General features: G+C 73.2%; 17 protein-coding genes. 13 read left to right on the plus strand and 4 right to left on the minus strand.

The features are described 5' to 3' along the window. Positions 1-48 precede the first annotated feature (48 nt). The 11 genes from tilS (at position 49) to ABD481_RS18865 (ending at position 11,800) form a co-directional block, all read left to right on the plus strand. The gene (gene tilS / locus ABD481_RS18815) at positions 49-1,137 is read left to right on the plus strand and encodes a tRNA lysidine(34) synthetase TilS (RefSeq protein WP_344666994.1); all 1,089 of its coding nucleotides are present in this window, start codon (positions 49-51) and stop codon (positions 1,135-1,137) included. Positions 1,138-1,174: 37 nt separating this feature from the next. Beyond that, the gene (hpt, locus tag ABD481_RS18820) at positions 1,175-1,714 is read left to right on the plus strand and encodes a hypoxanthine phosphoribosyltransferase (protein ID WP_344667113.1); all 540 of its coding nucleotides are present in this window, start codon (positions 1,175-1,177) and stop codon (positions 1,712-1,714) included. A gap of 204 nt (positions 1,715-1,918) precedes the next feature. After that, complete coding sequence (gene ftsH / locus ABD481_RS18825; protein ID WP_344666995.1) at positions 1,919-3,934, plus strand: ATP-dependent zinc metalloprotease FtsH; 2,016 nt, start codon at positions 1,919-1,921, stop codon at positions 3,932-3,934. A gap of 101 nt (positions 3,935-4,035) precedes the next feature. Continuing rightward, positions 4,036-4,632, plus strand: a complete 597-nt coding sequence (gene folE, locus ABD481_RS18830) for a GTP cyclohydrolase I FolE (RefSeq protein ID WP_425559219.1) — start codon at positions 4,036-4,038, stop codon at positions 4,630-4,632. A gap of 257 nt (positions 4,633-4,889) precedes the next feature. Further along, a complete protein-coding gene (locus ABD481_RS18835; RefSeq protein ID WP_344666996.1) occupies positions 4,890-6,938 on the plus strand; it encodes a phosphatidylglycerol lysyltransferase domain-containing protein in 2,049 nt (682 codons plus the stop codon). 9 nt (positions 6,939-6,947) lie between these two features. After that, the gene (gene folP, locus ABD481_RS18840) at positions 6,948-7,829 is read left to right on the plus strand and encodes a dihydropteroate synthase (protein ID WP_344666997.1); all 882 of its coding nucleotides are present in this window, start codon (positions 6,948-6,950) and stop codon (positions 7,827-7,829) included. Next, a complete protein-coding gene (locus ABD481_RS18845) occupies positions 7,826-8,410 on the plus strand; it encodes a nuclear transport factor 2 family protein (protein WP_344666998.1) in 585 nt (194 codons plus the stop codon). Before folP ends, ABD481_RS18845 begins: the two co-directional genes overlap by 4 nt. A 172-nt stretch (positions 8,411-8,582) precedes the next feature. Then, the gene (gene folB, locus ABD481_RS18850; protein WP_344666999.1) at positions 8,583-9,014 is read left to right on the plus strand and encodes a dihydroneopterin aldolase; all 432 of its coding nucleotides are present in this window, start codon (positions 8,583-8,585) and stop codon (positions 9,012-9,014) included. Next, complete coding sequence (gene folK / locus ABD481_RS18855) at positions 9,011-9,562, plus strand: 2-amino-4-hydroxy-6-hydroxymethyldihydropteridine diphosphokinase (protein WP_344667000.1); 552 nt, start codon at positions 9,011-9,013, stop codon at positions 9,560-9,562. Before folB ends, folK begins: the two co-directional genes overlap by 4 nt. Positions 9,563-9,626: 64 nt before the next feature. After that, positions 9,627-10,238: a DUF3180 domain-containing protein gene (locus ABD481_RS18860; protein WP_344667001.1), complete on the plus strand. Its 612-nt coding sequence runs from the start codon at positions 9,627-9,629 to the stop codon at positions 10,236-10,238. 158 nt (positions 10,239-10,396) lie between these two features. Then, positions 10,397-11,800 carry a hypothetical protein gene (locus ABD481_RS18865; RefSeq protein WP_344667002.1) on the plus strand — a complete coding sequence of 468 codons (1,404 nt, stop codon included), beginning with the start codon at positions 10,397-10,399 and terminating at the stop codon, positions 11,798-11,800. Between the two features lie 29 nt (positions 11,801-11,829). Here ABD481_RS18865 and ABD481_RS18870 read toward each other — a convergent pair whose 3' ends face one another. Continuing rightward, complete coding sequence (locus tag ABD481_RS18870; protein ID WP_425559214.1) at positions 11,830-13,002, minus strand: NADH-quinone oxidoreductase subunit D; 1,173 nt, start codon at positions 13,000-13,002, stop codon at positions 11,830-11,832. Between the two features lie 86 nt (positions 13,003-13,088). On the opposite strand from ABD481_RS18870, the gene ABD481_RS18875 reads away from it, so the two are divergent. After that, entirely contained in the window at positions 13,089-14,501 is a 1,413-nt protein-coding gene (locus ABD481_RS18875; protein WP_344667004.1) for a hypothetical protein, read from the plus strand. Between the two features lie 71 nt (positions 14,502-14,572). On the opposite strand, the gene ABD481_RS18880 is transcribed toward ABD481_RS18875, so the two are convergent. The 3 genes from ABD481_RS18880 to ABD481_RS18890 form a co-directional block, all read right to left on the minus strand. Continuing rightward, positions 14,573-15,295: an SWIM zinc finger family protein gene (locus ABD481_RS18880; protein ID WP_344667005.1), complete on the minus strand. Its 723-nt coding sequence runs from the start codon at positions 15,293-15,295 to the stop codon at positions 14,573-14,575. 137 nt (positions 15,296-15,432) lie between these two features. Then, positions 15,433-17,403: a serine/threonine-protein kinase gene (locus ABD481_RS18885; protein ID WP_344667006.1), complete on the minus strand. Its 1,971-nt coding sequence runs from the start codon at positions 17,401-17,403 to the stop codon at positions 15,433-15,435. A 54-nt stretch (positions 17,404-17,457) separates the two neighbouring features. After that, positions 17,458-18,546: an SAM-dependent methyltransferase gene (locus ABD481_RS18890; protein WP_425559215.1), complete on the minus strand. Its 1,089-nt coding sequence runs from the start codon at positions 18,544-18,546 to the stop codon at positions 17,458-17,460. 91 nt (positions 18,547-18,637) lie between these two features. Here ABD481_RS18890 and ABD481_RS18895 point away from each other — a divergent pair, with 91 nt between their 5' ends. Next, complete coding sequence (locus tag ABD481_RS18895; RefSeq protein ID WP_344667008.1) at positions 18,638-19,963, plus strand: sensor histidine kinase; 1,326 nt, start codon at positions 18,638-18,640, stop codon at positions 19,961-19,963. The last annotated feature ends 78 nt before the right edge of the window (positions 19,964-20,041 follow it).

The raw sequence follows: 20,041 nt of genomic DNA on the forward strand, positions 1-20,041 counted from the left end.
CGAAGACGCCCCGGACCGGGGCGTCCTCCCGCACGAAGGAGTTCGAACATGGGCCCAGCCCCCGTCATCGCCTCAATACGTCTGGCCGTTCGCCGGACCCTCGCCGGCCACGCCCCCGGCTCGCTGGTGCTGGTGGCCTGTTCCGGCGGCGCCGACTCCATCGCCCTGGCCTGCGCCACCGCCTTCGTCGCCCCGCGCCTGTCGCTGCGCTTCGGCGGCCTGACCGTGGACCACAACCTCCAGGCCGGCTCCGCGGCCCAGGCCGAGCGCGTCGTGCGCTTCCTGGCCGGGCTCGGTTTCGACCCGGTGGAGAACCTGTCGGTCCAGGTCGACGGGCGCGGCGGGCCCGAGGCCGCGGCCCGGGTCGCGCGCTACGGCGCGCTGGACGCCGCCGCCGAACGCCTGGGTGCGGCCACCGTACTGCTCGGCCACACCCGCGACGACCAGGCCGAGACCGTGCTGCTCGGGCTGGCCCGGGGCTCCGGGGCGCGCAGCCTGGCCGGGATGCCGGCCCGCAACGGCCGCTATGCCCGGCCGTTCCTGGATCTGCCGCGGGCCACCACTGTCGCGGCCAGCAAGGCCGAGGGCTTCGAGCCCTGGGACGATCCGCACAACACCGACCCGGCCTACACCCGCTCGCGGGTCCGGCACGCCGCGCTCCCGGCGCTGTCCGCCGCGCTCGGGCCGGGGATGCCGGAGGCGCTGGCCCGGACCGCCAAGATGCTGCGCGAGGACACCGAGGCGCTGGACGCCTGGGCCGCGCGGGAGTTCGACCGGCTGCTGGAACCCTTCGGCGACTGTGATCTGTCCCACTACCTCGACGTGGTCGAATTGTCCGCACTGCCCACCGCCGTGCGCACCCGGGTGCTGCGCCTGGCCGCGCTGCGGGCCGGGTGCCCCGGTTCTGACCTGGCCGCCGTCCACATCGAGGAGCTGGACCGGCTGCTGACCGACTGGCGGGGCCAGGGGCCGTTGCACCTGCCCAGCGCCGTCGCGGCGGCCCGCCGGTATGGAAAGCTGGCCTTCGAGAGATCCGGAGCGCTGCGCCGCGGGGCCCCGGAGCCAGACCACGCGGACGACGGCGAGGCCGGGGCGGACCCCGACCGAGCCCCGGCCGCGCAGCTGATGCCGGCATAAGCGACGCACGAGGGACCGCAGCGTGGACGACAAGGACATGGGCCAGGACCTGGAGAAGGTCCTGATCTCGGCGGACGAGATCCGCGCCAAGCTGGCCGAGCTGGCCCGTGCCGTGGAGGCCGACTACGCCGGGCAGGAAGTGCTGCTGGTCGGCGTCCTCAACGGCGCCCTGGTGGTGATGGCCGACCTGATCCGGGAGCTGCACATCGACACCGAGATGGACTGGATGGCGATCTCCTCCTACGGGGCCGGCACCAAGTCCTCCGGCGTGGTCCGGATCATGAAGGACCTCGGCGCCGACATCCAGAACCGGCACGTGCTGGTGGTCGAGGACATCATCGACTCCGGGCTGACCCTGTCCTGGCTGCTGTCGAACCTGCGCTCCCGGGGCCCGGCCTCGCTGGAGGTGGTGACGCTGCTGCGCAAGCCGGACGCCGCCAAGGTCGAGATCGACGTCAAGTACGTCGGCTTCGACATCCCGAACGAGTTCGTCGTCGGCTACGGGCTGGACTACGCCCAGCGTTTCCGGGGCCTGCCCTTCATCGGCACCCTCGCCCCGCACGTATACAGTTCGTAGTGGCCCGGCTCAGCCGATCCGGGCCGAGTCGGCCGCGCCGACATGGTCCGAGCGCAGTGGAATGACACTCCGGTAAGCCACGTTGGGACCAGTGTGGGTTCATTCGCAACGTCGCGCGGGAACGCAGTGACCGCGTACGGTCGTTAGGCAACAAAGAACCACACCCCCCCGCCGTGAACCGCTAGCACGAGTCGTAGAGGATCGATGGACGTCAAGCGTTACTTCCGAGGCCCGGTGATCTGGGTCGTCCTGGCCGTCGTGGCGGTCCTCGCGGTCATGCAGCTGGTCTCCTCGGCCGGCGGCCCGAAGTCCGTGGACACCTCCGTGGTGCTGGACGCAATCCACAACAACCAGGTCGTCTCGGCCAAGGTCGTGGGCGGCTCCGGTTCCAGCGTCGAGGTGAAGCTGGACCCGAACGGGTCCATCGCGCAGGCCCAGGGCACCGACAACCTGAAGGCCGTGTACCTGAACGACCAGCAGGGCTACGGGATCACCCAGGCCCTGGACGAGTCGAAGAAGGCCGGCGGCCTGAGCAAGGGCTACAACATCTCGCTGGCCAAGCAGAACGCCTTCGTCGGCATCCTGATCACGCTGCTGCCCTTCGTGCTGATCGCCCTGGTCTTCCTGTTCCTGATGAACCAGATGCAGGGCGGCGGTTCCCGGGTGATGAACTTCGGGAAGTCCAAGGCCAAGCTGGTCAGCAAGGACACCCCGAAGACCACCTTCGCCGACGTGGCCGGCGTGGACGAGGCGGTCGAGGAGCTCCAGGAGGTCAAGGAGTTCCTGGAGGCCCCGGCCAAGTTCCAGGCCATCGGCGCCAAGATCCCCAAGGGCGTGCTGCTCTACGGCCCGCCCGGAACCGGCAAGACCCTGCTGGCCCGGGCCGTGGCCGGCGAGGCCGGGGTGCCGTTCTTCTCGATCTCCGGCTCGGACTTCGTCGAGATGTTCGTCGGCGTCGGCGCCTCCCGGGTCCGCGACCTGTTCGAGCAGGCCAAGGCCAACGCCCCGGCGATCGTCTTCGTCGACGAGATCGACGCCGTCGGCCGGCACCGCGGCGCGGGCCTGGGCGGCGGGCACGACGAGCGCGAGCAGACCCTGAACCAGCTGCTGGTGGAGATGGACGGGTTCGACGTGAAGGGCGGCGTGATCCTGATCGCCGCCACCAACCGCCCGGACATCCTGGACCCGGCGCTGCTGCGCCCGGGCCGCTTCGACCGGCAGATCGCGGTTGAGGCCCCGGACCTCAACGGCCGCAAGCACATCCTCCAGGTGCACGCCAAGGGCAAGCCGCTGACGCCCGAGGTGGACCTGGACTCGCTGGCCAAGCGCACCCCCGGCTTCACCGGCGCGGACCTGGCCAACGTGCTGAACGAGGCGGCGCTGCTGACCGCCCGCGCGGACAAGAAGCTCATCGACAACAACGCGCTGGACGAGGCGGTGGACCGGGTGGTCGCCGGCCCGCAGAAGCGCACCCGCCTGATGAGCGACAAGGAGAAGAAGGTCACCGCCTACCACGAGGGCGGGCACGCCCTGGTGGCGCACGCGATGCCGAACCTGGACCCGGTGCACAAGGTGACGATCCTGTCCCGCGGCCGCGCCCTGGGCTACACCATGGTGCTGCCGGAGGAGGACAAGTACTCCACCACGCGCAACGAGATGCTGGACAACCTGGCCTACGCCATGGGCGGGCGCACCGCCGAGGAGCTGGTCTTCCACGACCCGACCACCGGCGCCAGCAACGACATCGAGAAGGCCACCAACATCGCCCGCTCGATGGTCACCCAGTACGGCATGACCGAGCGGCTGGGCCCGATCAAGTTCGGCAAGGACTCCGGCGAGGTCTTCCTGGGCCGCGACATGGGCCACCAGCGCGACTACTCCGAGGAGATCGCCTCGATCGTCGACGAGGAGGTCAAGCGGCTCATCGAGAGCGCGCACGACGAGGCCTGGGAGATCCTGGTCGAGTACCGCGACGTGCTGGACAGCCTGGTCCTGGAGCTCCTGGAGAAGGAGACCCTGAACAAGGAGCAGATCGCCGCGATCTTCGCCCCGGTGCAGAAGCGCCCGCAGCGTCCGGCCTGGACCGGTTCGGCGCGCCGGGTCCTGCAGAGCCGTCCGCCGGTGCAGACCCCGCGTGAGCTGGAGGCCTCCCGGGCCGCGGCCAACGGCTCGGTCACCGAGGGGATCATCGGCCGCACGGACACGGTGCCCGAGCAGTGACCGAGAACGCACCGCGGAACCACCGGGACGATGCCGTCCCCCCGCCGCACGACGGCCAGGGGGGCGGCATCTCCCGCGTCAGCCTGGCCGGCCAGCCCGCGCTGGCCGCGCCGGACCTGGGCCGGGCCGTGGCCGGCTACGACGCCGAGCGCGCCGAGCGCGCGGTCCGGGAGCTGCTGGCCGCGGTCGGCGAGAACCCGGACCGCGACGGCCTCAAGGACACCCCGGCCCGGGTGGCCCGGGCCTACCGCGAGATGTTCGCCGGGCTCCAGCAGGCGCCCGAGGACGTCCTCACCACCACCTTCGACCTCGGCCACGACGAGATGGTGCTGGTGCGGGACATCGAGCTGTACTCCACCTGCGAGCACCACCTGGTGCCGTTCCACGGAGTGGCCCACGTGGGGTACATTCCGTCGGTGGACGGGCGCATCACCGGCCTGTCCAAGCTCGCCCGTCTCGTCGACGTCTACGCCAAGCGGCCGCAGGTGCAGGAGCGCCTCACGACTCAGATCGCCGACGCGCTGGTGCGCATCCTTGAGCCGCGCGGAGTCATCGTCGTTGTGGAGTGCGAACACTTGTGCATGTCGATGCGGGGGATCCGGAAGCCGGGCGCCAAGACGGTGACGTCGGCGGTGCGCGGGCAGCTGCTCGCCCCGGCCAGCCGGGCGGAGGCGATGAGCCTGATCCTGGGGCGCTGAGCCCCGGCGGCCCCGGCGGCCCCGGCGCCGGGCCCGGGCCGCGGGGAACCGCGAGCGGCACCGGGCGCGTCAAAGACTCCGTGGCGGGTAATCGCGGCCATGACGACACCCGTTCGGGTCGCACCGCCGGTGATTTCCCGAAGGATGCCCCGACCGGCGCCGGCAAGCGCGACAATCGGGTGGGATCCGCCACACCCGCGGACGACAACCCGCGGGGTGCCCTCGAACGTCCCTCCAACATGACTCGGGCCAAAGCCATGACCTCCAAGACCGTGCCGCCCAAGTCCGACGCGACGGCGCCGCCGCAGCAGCCTCGGACCTGGGTGCCCCGGCTCGTCGCGTTCATCACCTATCTGGCCGGGTTCGGCAACATCGCCTCGGCCATCTCGCCGGGCTTCAAGCACTCCCGGCTGCACGCGATCAGCGTCCGGGTGCCGACCGAGGTGCAGAACCTGGCGGCCGCGGCGACCCTGCTGTCCGGCATCCTGCTGGTGCTGGTCGCGCACGCACTCAAGCGGCGCAAGCGGCGGGCCTGGTGGGTCGCGGTGGTTCTGCTGGTCACAGTGGTGGTGTTCCACCTGGTGCGGTCCTTCCGGGTCCCGGACCACGACGCGCCGATGCACTACCTCGGCATCCAGATGGTGCTGACCATCCTGCTGCTGATCCTGCTGGTGGTGTACCGGGACGAGTTCTACGCCCTCGGCGACCCCTACACCCGGTGGCGGGCGCTGCGCGCCTTCGTGCTGCTGGCCGGGTTCTCCTTCGTCACCGGCATGGCCCTGATGTACTGGCAGGGCAAGCGGATCGAGGGCGACCCCAGCGCCTGGGAGCGGCTCCAGCACGTGGCGCTGGGCCTGGTCGGCATCGAGGGCCCGGTGCGGTTCAAGCCGCACGCCGGCTCCACCGACGACCTGGTGGCCGCGATGCTGCTGGGCCTGGGCCTGATGACCGCGCTGATCGTGGCCTACCTGCTGCTGCGCCCGGCCGAGCCGATCGCCCGGCAGTCCGCCGAGGACGACACCCGGCTGCGCGAGCTGATCGCCAAGCAGGGCCGGCGCGACTCGCTGGCGTACTTCGCCACCCACCGCGACAAGTCGGTGATCTGGTCCCCGTCCGGCAAGGCCGCCATCACCTACCGGGTGGTCTCCGGCGTGATGCTGGCCTCCGGCGACCCGATCGGCGACCCCGAGGCCTGGCCCGGCGCCATCAAGGTGTTCGTGGAGGAGGCCGACCGGCACGCCTGGGTGGTCGCGGTGGTCGGCTGCTCCGAGACCGGCGGCGAGGTCTGGTGCCGCGAGGCCGACCTGGACGCGCTGGAGCTCGGCGACGAGGCCATCTGCGACGTCGCCGCGTTCTCCCTCGAAGGCCGCGCGATGCGCAACGTCCGGCAGATGGTGAACCGGGTCGAGCGGCAGGGCTACGAGTGCCAGGTGCGGCGGCTCAAGGACATGCCGCGGGCCGAGGTCGAGCGGATCAAGACCGGGATCCAGGCCTGGCGCGGGGCCAGCGAGCGCGGCAGCTTCTCCATGGCGCTGGGCCCGGAGCGGTTCGGCGACCCGGCCGACGGCGAGTGCGTGGTGGCCACCGCCACCAAGGACGGCGAGGTCCGGGCCCTGATCAACTTCGTGCCCTGGGGTCGGGACGGGATGAGCCTGGACCTGATGGTCCGGGACCGCGAGGCTGAGCCGGGCCTGAACGAGCTGCTGATCGTGAAGGCCGTGCAGGCCTGCCAGGGCCTGGGCATCATCCGGGTCTCGCTGAACTTCGCGGTGTTCCGCTCGGCGCTGGAGCGCGGCGAGAAGCTCGGCGCCGGCCCGATCACCCGGATGTGGCGCTCGGTGCTGGTGTTCTTCTCCCGCTGGTACCAGATCGAGTCGCTGTACAAGTTCAACTCCAAGTTCCAGCCGGTGTGGGTGCCGCGGTTCGTGGTCTTCAAGAACACCCGCGACATCCCGCGCGTCGGCCTGGCCTACGCCGAGGCCGAGGGCTTCATCGTCCCGCCGGGCCTGCCCTGGTCCAAGAAGCACCAGGACGAGCGCGACCTGGACGTCGACGGCGGCCCCGACGACTGCCCCGGCGAGCACGACGGGTATCCCGCGCCGGACGAGCAGCGCGACCACGAGGGCAAGGACTGCGCCGGGCCGCCGGCCGCCGAGCGGGCAGCCCAGCGGGCGGTCGAGCAGCGGGCGGCCGAGCAGCGGGCGGCCGAGCAGCGGACGCTGGCCGCGGCGGCGGCCCGCAAGAGCGGCGGAACCGGGGAGTCCACGCCGGACGTCCCCCCGGGACGGAAGGCCGCGAACGACTAGGCTTTCACCATGAACGCGCCGGGCCGGCCCCTCAATCGCAGCCAGACCGTGCTCGGTCTGCCGGATTTCGGACGGTGCGCCGTCTTCGGCGTGGTGAACGTGACCCCGGACTCGTTCTCCGACGGCGGCGAGTACTACGCCGACGGCGACACCGCCAAGGCCGTGGCCCACGGCCTGCGGCTGCACCGCTACGGCGTGGACGTGGTCGACGTCGGCGGGGAGTCCACCCGGCCGGGCGCCGCGCGGGTCGGCCCGGAGCAGGAGATGGACCGGGTGCTGCCGGTGATCGACGCGCTGGCCGGGGCCGGCGTGCGGGTGTCGGTGGACACCATGCGCGCCTCGGTCGCGGCCGCGGCGCTGGACGCCGGGGCGGTGATCGTCAACGACGTCTCCGGCGGGCTGGCCGACCCGGAGATGTTTCCCCTGATCGCCCGGTCGGGTGTGCCGTACATCCTGATGCACTGGCGCGGGCACAGCACCGACATGATGGCGCGCGCGGTGTACGGGGACGTGGTCAAGGACGTGATCGAGGAGCTCCAGGCGCGCTACGACGCGGCGGTGGCCGCCGGGATCGCGCCCGAGCAGGTGATCCTGGATCCCGGCCTGGGCTTCGCGAAGAACGCCGACCACAACTGGGCGCTGCTGGCCCATCTGGACAAGCTGGAGTCGCTGGGCCGGCCGCTGCTGATCGCCGCCTCGCGCAAGAACTTCCTGGGCCGGCTGCTGCCGGACACCGCGGGCGAGCCGCGGCCGCCGCACGGCCGGGACGCCGCCACCACCGCGCTGTCGGCGCTGGTCGCGGCGGCCGGGACGTGGGGCGTGCGGGCGCACGACGCGCAGGGCTCGCTGGACGCGGTCCGGGTCGCGGCGGCGCTGGCGGCGGCCCGATGAGCGTGGACGAGGGCGGGGTCGACGGCGCCGGCGGCACCGAGAACACCAGCCACCCCGAAGGCGACGGCCTCGGGGAATTCGACGAGTTCGAGTTCGAGGAGGAGTTCGGCGTGTTCCCGCCCGAGGACGGCGGCCCCCCGCCGCAGGTCGCCGCGGACATAGCGGCGATCGGCGAGGCCAACGAGGAGTTCTACGCCGCCGCCGAGGCCGGCGACCTGGACCGGCTGGGCGCGGTCTGGCTCTCCGGCCCGTTCGAGGCCTCCGTGCAGTGCGTGCACCCCGGCTGGGCCCCGGTCTTCGGCCGGGAGGACGTGCTGCGCTCCTGGGCGGTGGTCTGCGCCAACACCCCGTTCCTCCAGTTCTTCCTCACCGACGTCCGGATCGACGTCGTGGACCGGATCGCCGTGGTCACCCTGACCGAGAACATCATCACCGACATGTCGGCCGGGTCCTCCGAGGACGACCCGGGCTTCATCGCCGGCGGCCGGGCCACCACCATCAACATCTTCCGCCGCACCGACGACGGCTGGCGCCTGTGGATGCACCACGCCTCCGCGGTGATGGAGAGCGCCGAGGACTAGCCGAGGACTAGCCGACCGACCCGACCCGGCCCGGCCCGCCGGCCCCCTCGGTGATCATCGCCCTGGTCAGCGGCGGCCCTGCGGCGCGCTCCTGACGCCGGGGCCGGGGCGAGGCGGTATTCGGGCGATCCCGGGACGGCGGCCCGACACCGGCCCCGGTATGTTCGTCATGATGTCTATTCCAACGAAGCGGCTCGACCGGGTGAAGGTGCACGGCCTGCGGGGCCGCGGCCACCACGGCGTCTTCGAGCGCGAGCGCGAGAAGGGCCAGACCTTCCTGGTCGACGTCACGCTGGGGCTGGACACCCGGCGTGCGGGCGCGACCGACGACCTGGACGACACCGTCAACTACGGCGAGGTGGCCGAGCGGATCGTGGCCCTGATCGAGGGCGAGCCGGTCAACCTGATCGAGACCCTCGCGGCCCGGATGGCCGCGGCGTGCCTGGAGTACCCCCTGGTCGAGGAGGTCGAGATCACGCTGCACAAACCGGACGCGCCGATCACGGTGCCGTTCGAGGACGTCACCGTGACCGTGGTGCGGACACGGGAGGACCTGGCGGGCGCGAAGGAGCGCCCGCCGGAGAACGGCGGGTCGGCGATATGACCGAGGCACCCCACACCGAAGCGCCGCGGACGCACTCCGCGGTGCTGGCCATCGGCGGCAACCTGGGCGACCGCCTGGGCAACCTGCAGGCCGCCGTGGACTCGCTGGCCGACACGCCCAGCCTGACCATCACCTGGCTCTCGCCGGTCTACGAGACCGCGCCGCTGCTGGAGCCGGACGCCGAGCCGCAGGAGGACTACCTCAACGCGGTGATCGGCGTGGTGAGCGCGCTGCCGCCGGACATGCTGCTGATGCGGGCGCACGCCATCGAGGAGGCCCTCGGCCGGGTCCGCGAGGTGCGCTGGGGCGCCCGCACCATCGACATCGACATCGTGCAGGTCGACGACCTGGTCTCGGACGACGCCGAGCTCACGCTCCCGCACCCGCGCGCCGCGCAGCGCGCGTTCGTGCTGGCGCCGTGGCACGACGTGCGCCCCGAGGACGTGCTGACCGGTGCCGGGCCGATCGCGGACCTGCTGGCCGCGCTCGGCGGGGCGGCGGCCCAGGGCGCGGCCCGCCGGGACGACCTGGAGCTGGTGCTTTCCTGACCGGGCGGGCCCGACGTCCGCGAGCGGCTCGCGGCCCGGGCCGCCGTCCGCGTACCGTGGACCTGTGAAGCCCACACGTCCCCTGGCACTCGTGACCGCGTTCCTGGTGACCGGCGCCGTGTCGTACGGCGGCGGCCAGCTCTGGTCGCACTACGGCACCCCGCCCGGCGTCCCGGCTTCCGCCCCGCTGACCCCGGCGATCCTGGCCGCGATCATCCTGGCCACCGCGCTGGCCTTCCGTTCGCGGCTGCACGCGCAGCGCGAGGCGGTGCGGCGGACCCTGGACGGGGAGCCGGCGCCGCCGATCCTGCCCGGGCAGCGCGCGCCCAAGCCGGTGGACCCGCTGCAGGCGGCGCGCGCGGTGATGTTCGCCAAGGCCTCCTCGATGGTCGGCGCGATCGTGTCCGGCGTGTACGCCGGTTACGGGGTTTTCCTGCTGGGGCACCTGGACATCGACGTCTACCGGAGCCGGGCCGTGGTCTGCGGGATCACGGTGTTGGCGGGGATCGCGCTGGTGGCCGCCGCGCTGTTCCTGGAGTACGTGCTGCGGGTGCCGCCCGCGGGCCCGGAGGACGGGGTGCCGAAGAACGGGAACAAGACCACCTCCCCGCCACGCTCCGGCTCCGGCTCGGTCCGCAACCGTCCCGAGGGCACGTTCCCGGTCCGGCGCACCTGAGCAGGCCGGCTTCGGTGCTCCGGTCCGGCCCGGGCGGGCCGGGGACCCGGGCGGAATGCCCGATCTGCTCGGTATTGCAAGATCTTGACACTCACGGGTGCGGTATCGCTCGTACGTTTCGCTTGTCCGTGCGAGGTCGCAACCAGTAGCCTTCGGCCATGCGTCACGCTCGGCAGCTTCAGGCTCAGCGACGCGGGGGCGACATAGCCGGCCCGGCATGGCCCTCGATCGTCGCCACCACCACGTCCCTCACCGGTGCGGCCGCGGGGTTCGTCACCATGTTCGTCTGGGACGACGCCTTCCACTTGCGCCTGGGCATCGGCATGGCTGCCGCCGGCGCGGTGTTCTCCTCGCTGGCCACGCTCGTCGTGCGCCGGGACCGGACCACCCGCCGCGAGCTGGTGGCCGGGATGCGCGAGGACCACGCCGCCGCGCTGCGGTACGAGACCGGCCGCCGGGACAAGCAGATCTCCCAGCTGAAGACCGAGGTGCTGGCCGCCGAGGAGATCGTGGTCCTGTTCGAGCAGCGGGTCGGCGCCGAGCAGTCGCGGGCCGACTCCTCCGAGGCGGCGCGGGTCCGGGCCGAGCACGACCTCGCGGTGCTGTCGGCGTGGGTGCAGCAGACCACGGCGGCCGCGGAGCTGACGCGCTCGGCGGTGCAGTCCTTCGCGCAGGTGCAGCCGTTCGAGCCGGGGCAGACCTTCGAGCCGGTGGCGGTGCACGACGCGCGCTACACGGCGGTGGGCGGCACGTACCAGGGCTCTTACGACGCCCTCAACGGGCACGGCGCCTACGACGGCTACAGCGGCTACGGCGCTGTGGAGGTTTACCAGGAGCCCGCGGTCTACGCCGAGGTGTACGAGGACGCGGTGTACACCGAGGCCGTCTACGACTCGGTCCAGGCCTTCCAGGATGACTACGGCACGGCGAGCCGCCAGGGCGGCCAGTACTCCTCGACGGGCCAGTACGCCCAGCCCGCCCAGTACTCTTCGACCGGCCAGTACAGCCAGACCGGGCAGTACAGCCAGTCCGGCCAGTACAGCCAGACCGGGCAGTTCGGCCAGACCGGCCAGTTCAGCCAGTCCGGTCAGCCCGGCCCCGCCGCCGGCTCGCGCGGGCAGCACAGCAGCGGCAAGGAGATCGACCTGCGTCCGGCCGCCGCCGTCCCGGTGCACCACGCCCCGGTCCCGGCCGCCCCGCCGGTCCCGGCCACCGCGGCGACCTCGCCGATCCTGGCCGCCGCCTACGAGCAGCCGGCCGCCGTCGCCCCGCGTCCGCTGCGCCCGGCGGTGCTGTCGGTGCGCGAGGACGTCGGCTTTGACGTCGCCGAGGCGATCGCCGGCCCCGGTGCCGAGCCGTACACGGTGCCCGGCGTCGTGATGCCGCGCCAGCGCGAGGACGGCCCGGCCGCGGTGCTGTCGGCCCGCCCGGTGCCGCCGGAGCGGCTCTACCGCCCCTATCTCAGCCCGGAGCACCGCGGCGCCGGCCCGGTCGACCTGACCATGCACGACGAGACCCAGCAGCTGCGCAAGGTGGAGCACCGGGAGACCGGGACCGGCTGAGCGCCGCCCGGTCCCGGGCCCGCCCGGGCCTACTTGTCGATGTCCCCGACCACGAAGAACATCGAGCCCAGGATCGCCACCATGTCGGCGACCAGGGTGCCGGGCAGCAGCTCGGAGAGCACCTGGACGTTGTTGAACGACGCCGAGCGCAGCTTCAGCCGCCACGGGGTCTTGTCGCCGTGCGAGACCAGGAAGTAGCCGTTGATGCCCAGCGGGTTCTCGGTCCAGGCGTAGGTGTGGCCCTCGGGCACCTTGAGGATCTTCGGCAGCCGCTGGTTGATCGGGCCGGTCGGCAGCGTGTCCAGCTTGTCCGCGCAGGCCTGCGCCAGGTCCAGGGAGTTGTGGGCCTGCTCCAGCAGCACCTCGAAGCGGGCCAGGCAGTCCCCGGCGCCCCGGGTCACCACGGTGAGCCGCTCGCGCAGCTCCGGCTCGCCGTAGGCCAGGTACGGATCGTCGCGGCGCAGGTCGAAGTCGACGCCGCTGGCCCGGGCGATGGGGCCGGAGACGCCGAACGCGGCGATCTGCTCCGGGGTCAGCACGCCGACGCCCCGGGTGCGGGCCCGGAAGATCTCGTTGCCGGAGATCAGCCGGTCGATGTCGGACATCCGGGAGCGGACCTTGGCGATCGCCTCCCGGACCCGGCCGGTCCAGCCCAGCGGCAGCTCCTCCTTCAGGCCGCCGACCCGGTTGAACATGAAGTGCATGCGGCCGCCGGAGATCTCCTCCATCACCGCCTGGATCTCCTCGCGCTCGCGGAAGGCGTAGAAGATCGGGGTGATCGCGCCCAGCTCCAGCGGGTAGGAGCCGAGGAACATCAGATGGTTGAGAATGCGGTTGAGCTCGGCGAGCAGGGTGCGGGCCCAGGTGGCGCGCTCCGGGACCTCCATGCCGAGCATCCGCTCCACGGCCAGCACCACCCCGAGCTCGCTGGCGAACGCCGAGAGCCAGTCGTGCCGGTTGGCCAGCACGATGATCTGCCGGTAGTCGCGGACCTCGAACAGCTTCTCGGCGCCGCGGTGCATGTACCCGATGATCGGCTCGGCGGTGACGATGCGCTCGCCGTCCAGCACCAGGCGCAGGCGCAGCACGCCGTGGGTGGCCGGGTGCTGCGGGCCGATGTTGAGCACCATGTCGGTGGTCTCCAGCCCGGTTCCGGTGCCGGCGACGCGCTCGGTGAGCCCCTGGGAGGTCATGGCGGTCATTTTGCCTCATCGCGCGGGGGCGGCGGGTCCGAGGTCCGCCGGGCCCGGTCCGGGACACGGCGAGGACGCCGGTGGATCACGGTTCGATGACGGTGCGCAACCCGCCCGGCGCCCCGGCGTCTAGGAGGTGGGAGGCCCGGACCACGCGGGCCGGCGGGAGCGATCAGGGGACGGACATGAGCCGAGGGCTGCGTGCGCTGGCAAGGGGTCTGGCGGCGGTTCTGGCCACGGGGACGGCGGTCGCGGCGGCGGGGGCCGGCGTGGCACGGGCCGCGGACAACGGCTCCGGGCCGGTCGCCACGGCGCCGTCGGCGCCGGCGACGCAGACGCTGAGCGGGGTGGCCGTCAACGGCGTGCGGCTGGAGCTGACGCTGCCCAAGCAGCTGCCGGTGGACCTGCCGGGGCAGCAGCTCGCGGCGCGCGAGGTCGACGTCGCGGTGGACGACGCGGGGGGCCAGGGCTACACCGGCACGGTCGACGTGTCGGTGACCGCCGAGGGGAGCGCCGCCGCGCATCCGCCGCGGGTCGACCAGTACGACACCGACTCGGGTTCCTGGCGTCCGGTGACGGCGGCCGCCGGCGGCGGCGCGGCCCTGACCGTGGCGGCCTCGGTGACCGTGCCGGCCGGCGGGTCGGCGCAGGTGCGGCTGCGGGTGTCGCCGGGCACGGCGGTGCTGGACGACGTGAAGGTGTCGGCGGCCACGAACGGGGCCAGCGTGGTGGGCAGCGTGCCGGTGACCGTGCCGACCTTCCAGAGCACCGGCCTGACGGCGTCGGTGCAGGCCGGGACGCCGGACATGGTGACCGGCCAGCTGACCAACCCGACCGACGTGGCCTACAAGCACGTGCCGGTGAAGCTGTACCTGAAGGCCTGCCCGGCCCCGCCCGGCAAGTGCTTCGGCGCGGCGGACGTGAAGCTGGAGGCCCGGATCGGCGGGGCGTGGCAGACCGTCGCGGTGCACGCCGACCCGAGCGTTACCGGCGGCCTGAGCGGGACGGTGTTCCCGGACGTGTCGCTGGCGCCGGGGGACTCGGTGCAGCTGGCCGCGCGGATGACGCTGAACTCCGGCGCGGTGGCGGTGAACCCGGTGCCGATGGCCTTCGGCCCGGCCGGGCTGACCGTCGTGGACCACGGCGCCGCCGGCGGGATGCTGACGGTGCAGCCGCAGGCGGCGCCCCCGCCCACGCCGACCTCCACGGCCGGCTCGGCGAGCTCGACGACCGCGAGCACGGCGCCGTCGAGCACCGAGTCCTCCCCGTCGGACCCGGGCTCCTCCACCGACCCGGCGACGCCCTCGGCGACGTCCGCGACCCCGGCGAGCGACTCGCCCGCGGTCGCGGCCGGGACCCCGACCGCGGGCGAGTCGTCGTCGAGCGCCACGATCCTGGTGGCGGCCGGGCTGTTCGCGGTGTGCCTGGCGCTGGTGCTGTGGTTCGTGCAGATGAAGCGGCGGGAGCGGAGCGCGGCCGCCGCGCGGCGGGCCGGGTACGACCGGTAGAGCCGGCCTTCACCAGGGTTCTTGCTCCGGCGGCCGCTACCCCATAGCGGCCGCCGGAGGTCCCCGTCCCGCTACAGCCCGTGCTTGGCCAGTTCTTCGAGCAGGTTGTGCTTGCGCGCGTTGGCGGCGCGCAGCCCCTCGATGTAGGCCACGGCCTCGGACTTGCGGTGCAGCCGCTGGTAGGCGGCCTTCAGATGTTGCAGATAGCGGGCGGCCTCGGCGTAGTCGCGGCGGTTGCGCGCCGCTATCCGGGCCTCGATGTGCTTCTTGTACACCGGTATGGCGCTGGCCGGGTCGGTCAGCGCGCGGACGTCGGCCAGCCGCAGCTCGGTGTCGTTGACGTCGGTCCCGGGCTGGACCAGCTCGTCGACCCGGGCCGCGAGGTGCCGGCGCAGGTCGTGGTCGTCGTGGGCGCAGTCCAGCAGCAGGCCGATCAGGTCCTCGCGGTCCAGGATGCCCAGCAGCCGCCGCAGCCCGGCGATCTCCCGCTGCGCGACCGCGAACTCCGCGCCGCGGGTCTTGGCCACCGGCCCGTCCAGGTACACCATCCCGACGGCGACGCAGTGGCGACAGAACTCCCCGGTCATCCCGCGAGGGCAGTCGCACGAGAAGTCCAGGCCGGCGGGCCGCCGGTCCAGCCGTACCTGCCACGGCTCGGAGCCGTAGACGGTCGCGGTGATCTCCGCCCCGGACGTGTTCAAGGCGTCGACGGCCGGGACGGAGGCTGCCCCCCGCTGATAGGCGCGCGGCCCGGCCAGCCGCTCCAGATCCTTCTTGCTGAAGAATGCTGTCATACGCACATTCTATCGAGCGGGTCTGACAAAGTCGGGGCGTAAACGGACGCCCTACCCCAAAGCCGGATGGCGAAACCAGCGCGGATCGATCGTTGTCCGCGCGTTATGTCCGCGCGAAGGTCTGGCGAGGTCCCAGGTCAGGGCGCTGAGCCGCACACCGCGACCAGTTGCGCGGCGGTGACGGAGGACCCGGCGGGATGCGCGGCGTCGCCGGCCTGATCGTTGGCGAGGGTGACGGCGACCGTGCCGTCCGCGCCAGGCGCCGCGACGCCGAGCTCGACCCACTCCCCGGCGTGCGCGCCGCCGGACATCGGGAACTGGCTGCCGTGGCCGGGGAGCACGTAGTCGCCGTACGCGCGGTTGGCCGGGCTGGTGGCGTTGTAGGCGAACAGCGCGCAGGCGGCGACGGCCCGTCCCGGAGTGAACGTCCAGGTGAGGGTATGCGTGGCGGCCTGGCCGGGGGCGACCGTCGAGGAGACCAGGGCGCTGCCGTCGCAGCCGTCGGCGGGGGAGCCGCCGCGATCGGGGTCGGCGGTCCACCCGGGGGTGCTCGCCAGGGCGTGGCCGGCGCCCGCCGGGCAGCCGGGGCCCGCGACCGCCGACCAGAGCGGGCCGGCGCTCCAGGGGGCGGAGGAGGCGGGGATCTGGAGGCTCTGGAACCAGGCGAGGTTCTGGCCGGTGAGGCGGCCGGAGTAGGTGGCGAGGGCATGGGGGAGCGGGGGCGGGGTCGTGGTGGCGCCTTGCGGGCTCGCGGGCGTGCTTGTCGAGGGCTGAGAGGTGGTGGAGGGGGAGGAGGGGGTGGTGGAGGGCGCGGTGGCGGAGTGTGAACTGGTGCTGGGAGGTGGGCTCGTGGTCGGGCCGCTGCCCTTGGTCGAGGACGTCAGCCACAGGACGAGGACGATCACCAGCACCAGGGCTGCTCCGGCCGAAGTCGCTATGAGGAGCCTGACGCCGGTGCTGGCCTTCACTCGCGTGCGGGGTTGCTCGCCCGGATCAGGCTCCTGCGGTGTGACATAGACCGACTGCCGTGTGCCGACATCGGAATGCGCGGTCTCGACGCCGGCCAGACTTGCCGAACTGCCCGGGCTCCCCGGGCTCCCCTGACTCCCCTGACTCCCCTGACTCCCCTGACTTGCCTGACTTGCCTGGCTCCCCTGGCTCCCCTGGCTTCCCTGACTTGCCTGGCTCCCCGGACTTCCCGCCGCCTCCGGCGCGATCAAAGCGTGCGAAGCGGGCTCGTCCCCGAATTCCGCCAGCAGCTCCCGGGCTGTCGGCCGGGCCTCCGGGTCCTTGGCCAGACAGCGCAGCGCGACCTCGCGCAGTTCCTCCGACAGGTCGCCGAGTTCCGGCTCCCCGTGCACCGCGCGGTACATCAGGATCGACGGCGCGGCGTTCCCGAACGGGTTCGCGCCCGTCCCGGCGTAGACCAGGCACGCGCCGAGGGCGAACACGTCGGCGGGCGGTCCGGTCTCCCCGTCCTCGATCTGCTCCGGCGCCATGTAGCCGGGCGTCCCGGGCAGGCGGCCGGTGGCGGTCAGCGAGGCCAGGTCGGCGGCGCGCGCTATACCGAAGTCGATGATGCGCGGGCCGTCCGGCGCGAGCAGGAGGTTCGAGGGCTTCAGGTCGCGGTGGACCAGGCCGTCGGCGTGCAGCGCGGCCAGGGCCTCGGCCAGGCGGCTGAGCAGGGTGCCGATGTTCTCCGCGGTCAGCGGACCGAACCGCGGCACCTGGGTGGCCAGCGTCCAGCAGCGGAAGTACTCGGTGGCGACCCACGGCTGCTCGGCCAGCACGTCCGCGTCCAGCACGCGCGCCGTGTACCGGCCGGCCACCCGGCGGGCGGCGGCGACCTCGCGGACGAACCGGGCGCGGAACTCCTCGTGGACCGCCAGGTCCTCGCGCACCAGTTTCAGCGCCACCTCGCGGCCGTCGTCGCGGTGGGCCAGGTACGCCACGCCCATGCCGCCGACGCCGAGGCGGCCGGCGAGCGTGTAGCGGCCGATGCGCTCCGGGTCGCGCGCGAGGAGCGGGCCGGGGTCCGGCGGGTGCAGGAAGCCCGCGGCCAGCGAGGCCCGCGGGCCGAGGGCCCAGACGTTCGCCGGCTGTGCCAAGCCCACCACCTCCCCGGCCCCGGACGCGCGTTCCCCCGGCAGCCTAGGAGTGAATCAGCACCCTGCAAAGGCCAGCAGCCAGCCGAACGCCCCGAGCCCGGCCGGGTCGGTCAGCTCGGCGGCGGCCGAGGCCCGGCTCAGCCCGCGCAGGTAGCCGATCGGATCGGTCGAGGCCTGGGCCAGGTCCGGCCGGGTGCCGGAGACGCCCAGCCGGTGCAGCTCGTCCCGCTGGGTGGTCAGCACCGTCTCGATTCCCGGATCGAGCGCCGCGGCGCAGGCGTCCAGGGCGACATGCGCGGTGATGTCGCAGGAGCCGTCCGGCACCGCGGGCACCTGGTGGCCCTCGCGGTAGCCGGTCAGCGTGCCGAAGCGGGGGCGGCCGGCCACGGTGTGCGAGTAGTCGACGGCCACCGCCACCCCCCGCTCCACGCGCCGCACCGCCGATCGCCAGGCCGCGTCGCGGTCCAGGCCGATCTCGGCGCGGGCACCGGGGAGGGAGCGGGGCCCGTCGGCGCCGGGGACGCCGGGGACGCTCGGGACACTGGGGACGCCGGGGACGTCGGCCGGGTCCGCGGTGCTTTCGTCGCCCCCGGCCAACGGCCACCACCGCGCCAGCCACTCCCGCTGCGCCCGGTCCGGCTCCGGCCCCAGCCGCTCGGCCCCGGTCTCCGGATCCACCTCCACGATCCGCACCGCTCCGTCCGGCCCGACCTCGGCGACGTCGCAGACCACGTTGTCCAGCCACTCGTTCGCGATCAGCAGCCCGACGATCCCGTCCGGCGCCTCCGCGGCCCACTCCACCGCCTCCGGCAGCCCCTCCGGCCGCGGACCCAGGTCCACCGCGACCGTGCGCAGCCGCCGGGTCAGCGCCGGCGCCGCCACGGCCAGCCACTCCACGACCCCGGCCGCCAACTCCCCGCGTCCGGCCGCCATGTCGACGAAGTCCAGGCGGTCCGGGGCGCCGAGGCGCGCGTCGAGCTCCAGCAGCAGCCGGCCCACCGCCTCGGCGAACACCGGGTTGTGCGCCGAGGTGCGGAAATGCTCCGCCGGTCCGGCGCCGGGTCGGCGGTAGAAGCCGTCCGCGCCGTACAAGGCGCGCGCCATCGCCGTCCGCCACGTCAGCCATTCCGTCACGCGCGTCACGCTACCGCCCAGGTCGTGCGACCTGAGTATGACCGGCGGATCATCCCGGCGCGCCATGCCCGGAGGCCGGGCGCGCGCCTACGCTGGGACCGTGTCCCGTTTGTACGCCTGGATCCAGCGCCACCCGAAGCTGACCGACAGCCTGCCCGCGGTCTTCCTGCTGCTCTCCGGGCTGGGGACGGTGGCGGCGCAGGACGGGGCGACCACCCTGAACCGGGTGCTGGTCGCGCCGCTGGTGGTGGCGATCTCGGCGCCGCTGGTGATCCGGCGGCGCTGGCCGATCGGCGGCTTCGCGGTGGCCTCGGTGGCCGCGTTCCTCGGGTTCTTCGGCGGCCGGATCGCGTTCAACGTCGTCGACGCGGCGTTCCTGATCTACCTGTACACCGTCGCCGCCTACCGGCCGCGCCGGTGGTCGATCCCGGCGATGCTGCTCACCGTCGCCGGGGCCCTGATCCAGCTGGCGCTGGTCAAGGCCTTCAACGACAGCACGGACTGCGACACGCTGGCCACCGACCTGCAGCGGACCCAGTGCCGGCAGCACGTCGGGCAGTGGGGCAGCCTCGGCGCGTTCAACTGGGGGACGTTCCTGGTCGCCACCGTCTTCGTCGGCGGTCTGATCGGCCTGTTCTGGGTCATGGGCGACTCGATGCGCTATCGGCGGGAGTATTACGTGCGTCTGGAGGACCGGGCCGAGCGGCTGGAGCGGGAGCGCGACGCGCAGGCGCAGATCGCCGCGGCGTCCGAGCGGGCGCGGATCGCGCGCGAGCTGCACGACGTGGTGGCGCACAACGTCTCGGTGATGGTGGTGCAGGCCGACGGCGCGACGTACGCGCTGGACCAGGATCCGGAGGCGACGCGCAAGGCGCTGCTGGCCATCGCGCAGACCGGGCGCACGGCCCTGACCGAGATGCGCCGCATGCTCGGCGTGCTGCGCTCGGCCGACGACGCCGGGACCTACGCGCCGCAGCCGGGCATCGAGCAGCTCGGCGACCTGCTGGAGCAGGTGCGCTCCACCGGGCTGCCGGTGACGCTGACGGTGGAGGGCGTGCCCCGGGAGATGCCGACCGGCCTGGCGCTGGCGGTGTACCGGATCGTGCAGGAGTCGCTGACCAACACCCGCAAGCACGGCGGCCCGGACGTGCGGGCCTCGGTGGGCCTGGTCTACATCGACGACAGCCTGCTGCTGCGCATCGTCGACAACGGCCGCGGCGAGGCCGCCCCGACCGACGGCCTGGGCCACGGCCTGGTCGGGATGCGCGAGCGGGTGGCGGTGTTCGGCGGCACCCTCGTCACCGGGCCGCACGTCTCCGGCGGCTACGCTGTGGAGGCGATCCTGCCCTTCCCCGCGCCGGACTCCGCCGGCGGTCCCGACCCGGACGGCGCCGCCGGGGCCCCGGCCGAACCCCAGGAGTTGTGACGTTGAGCCAGCCCACCCCGGAGGCCCCGTACGACAGCGGGTACGACGCCCCCGAGCCCTCCGGCCCGATCCGCATTG

Origin of the sequence: Catenulispora yoronensis (assembly GCF_039531695.1) — a bacterium.
Taxonomy (GTDB): Bacteria; Actinomycetota; Actinomycetes; order Streptomycetales; family Catenulisporaceae; genus Catenulispora; species Catenulispora yoronensis.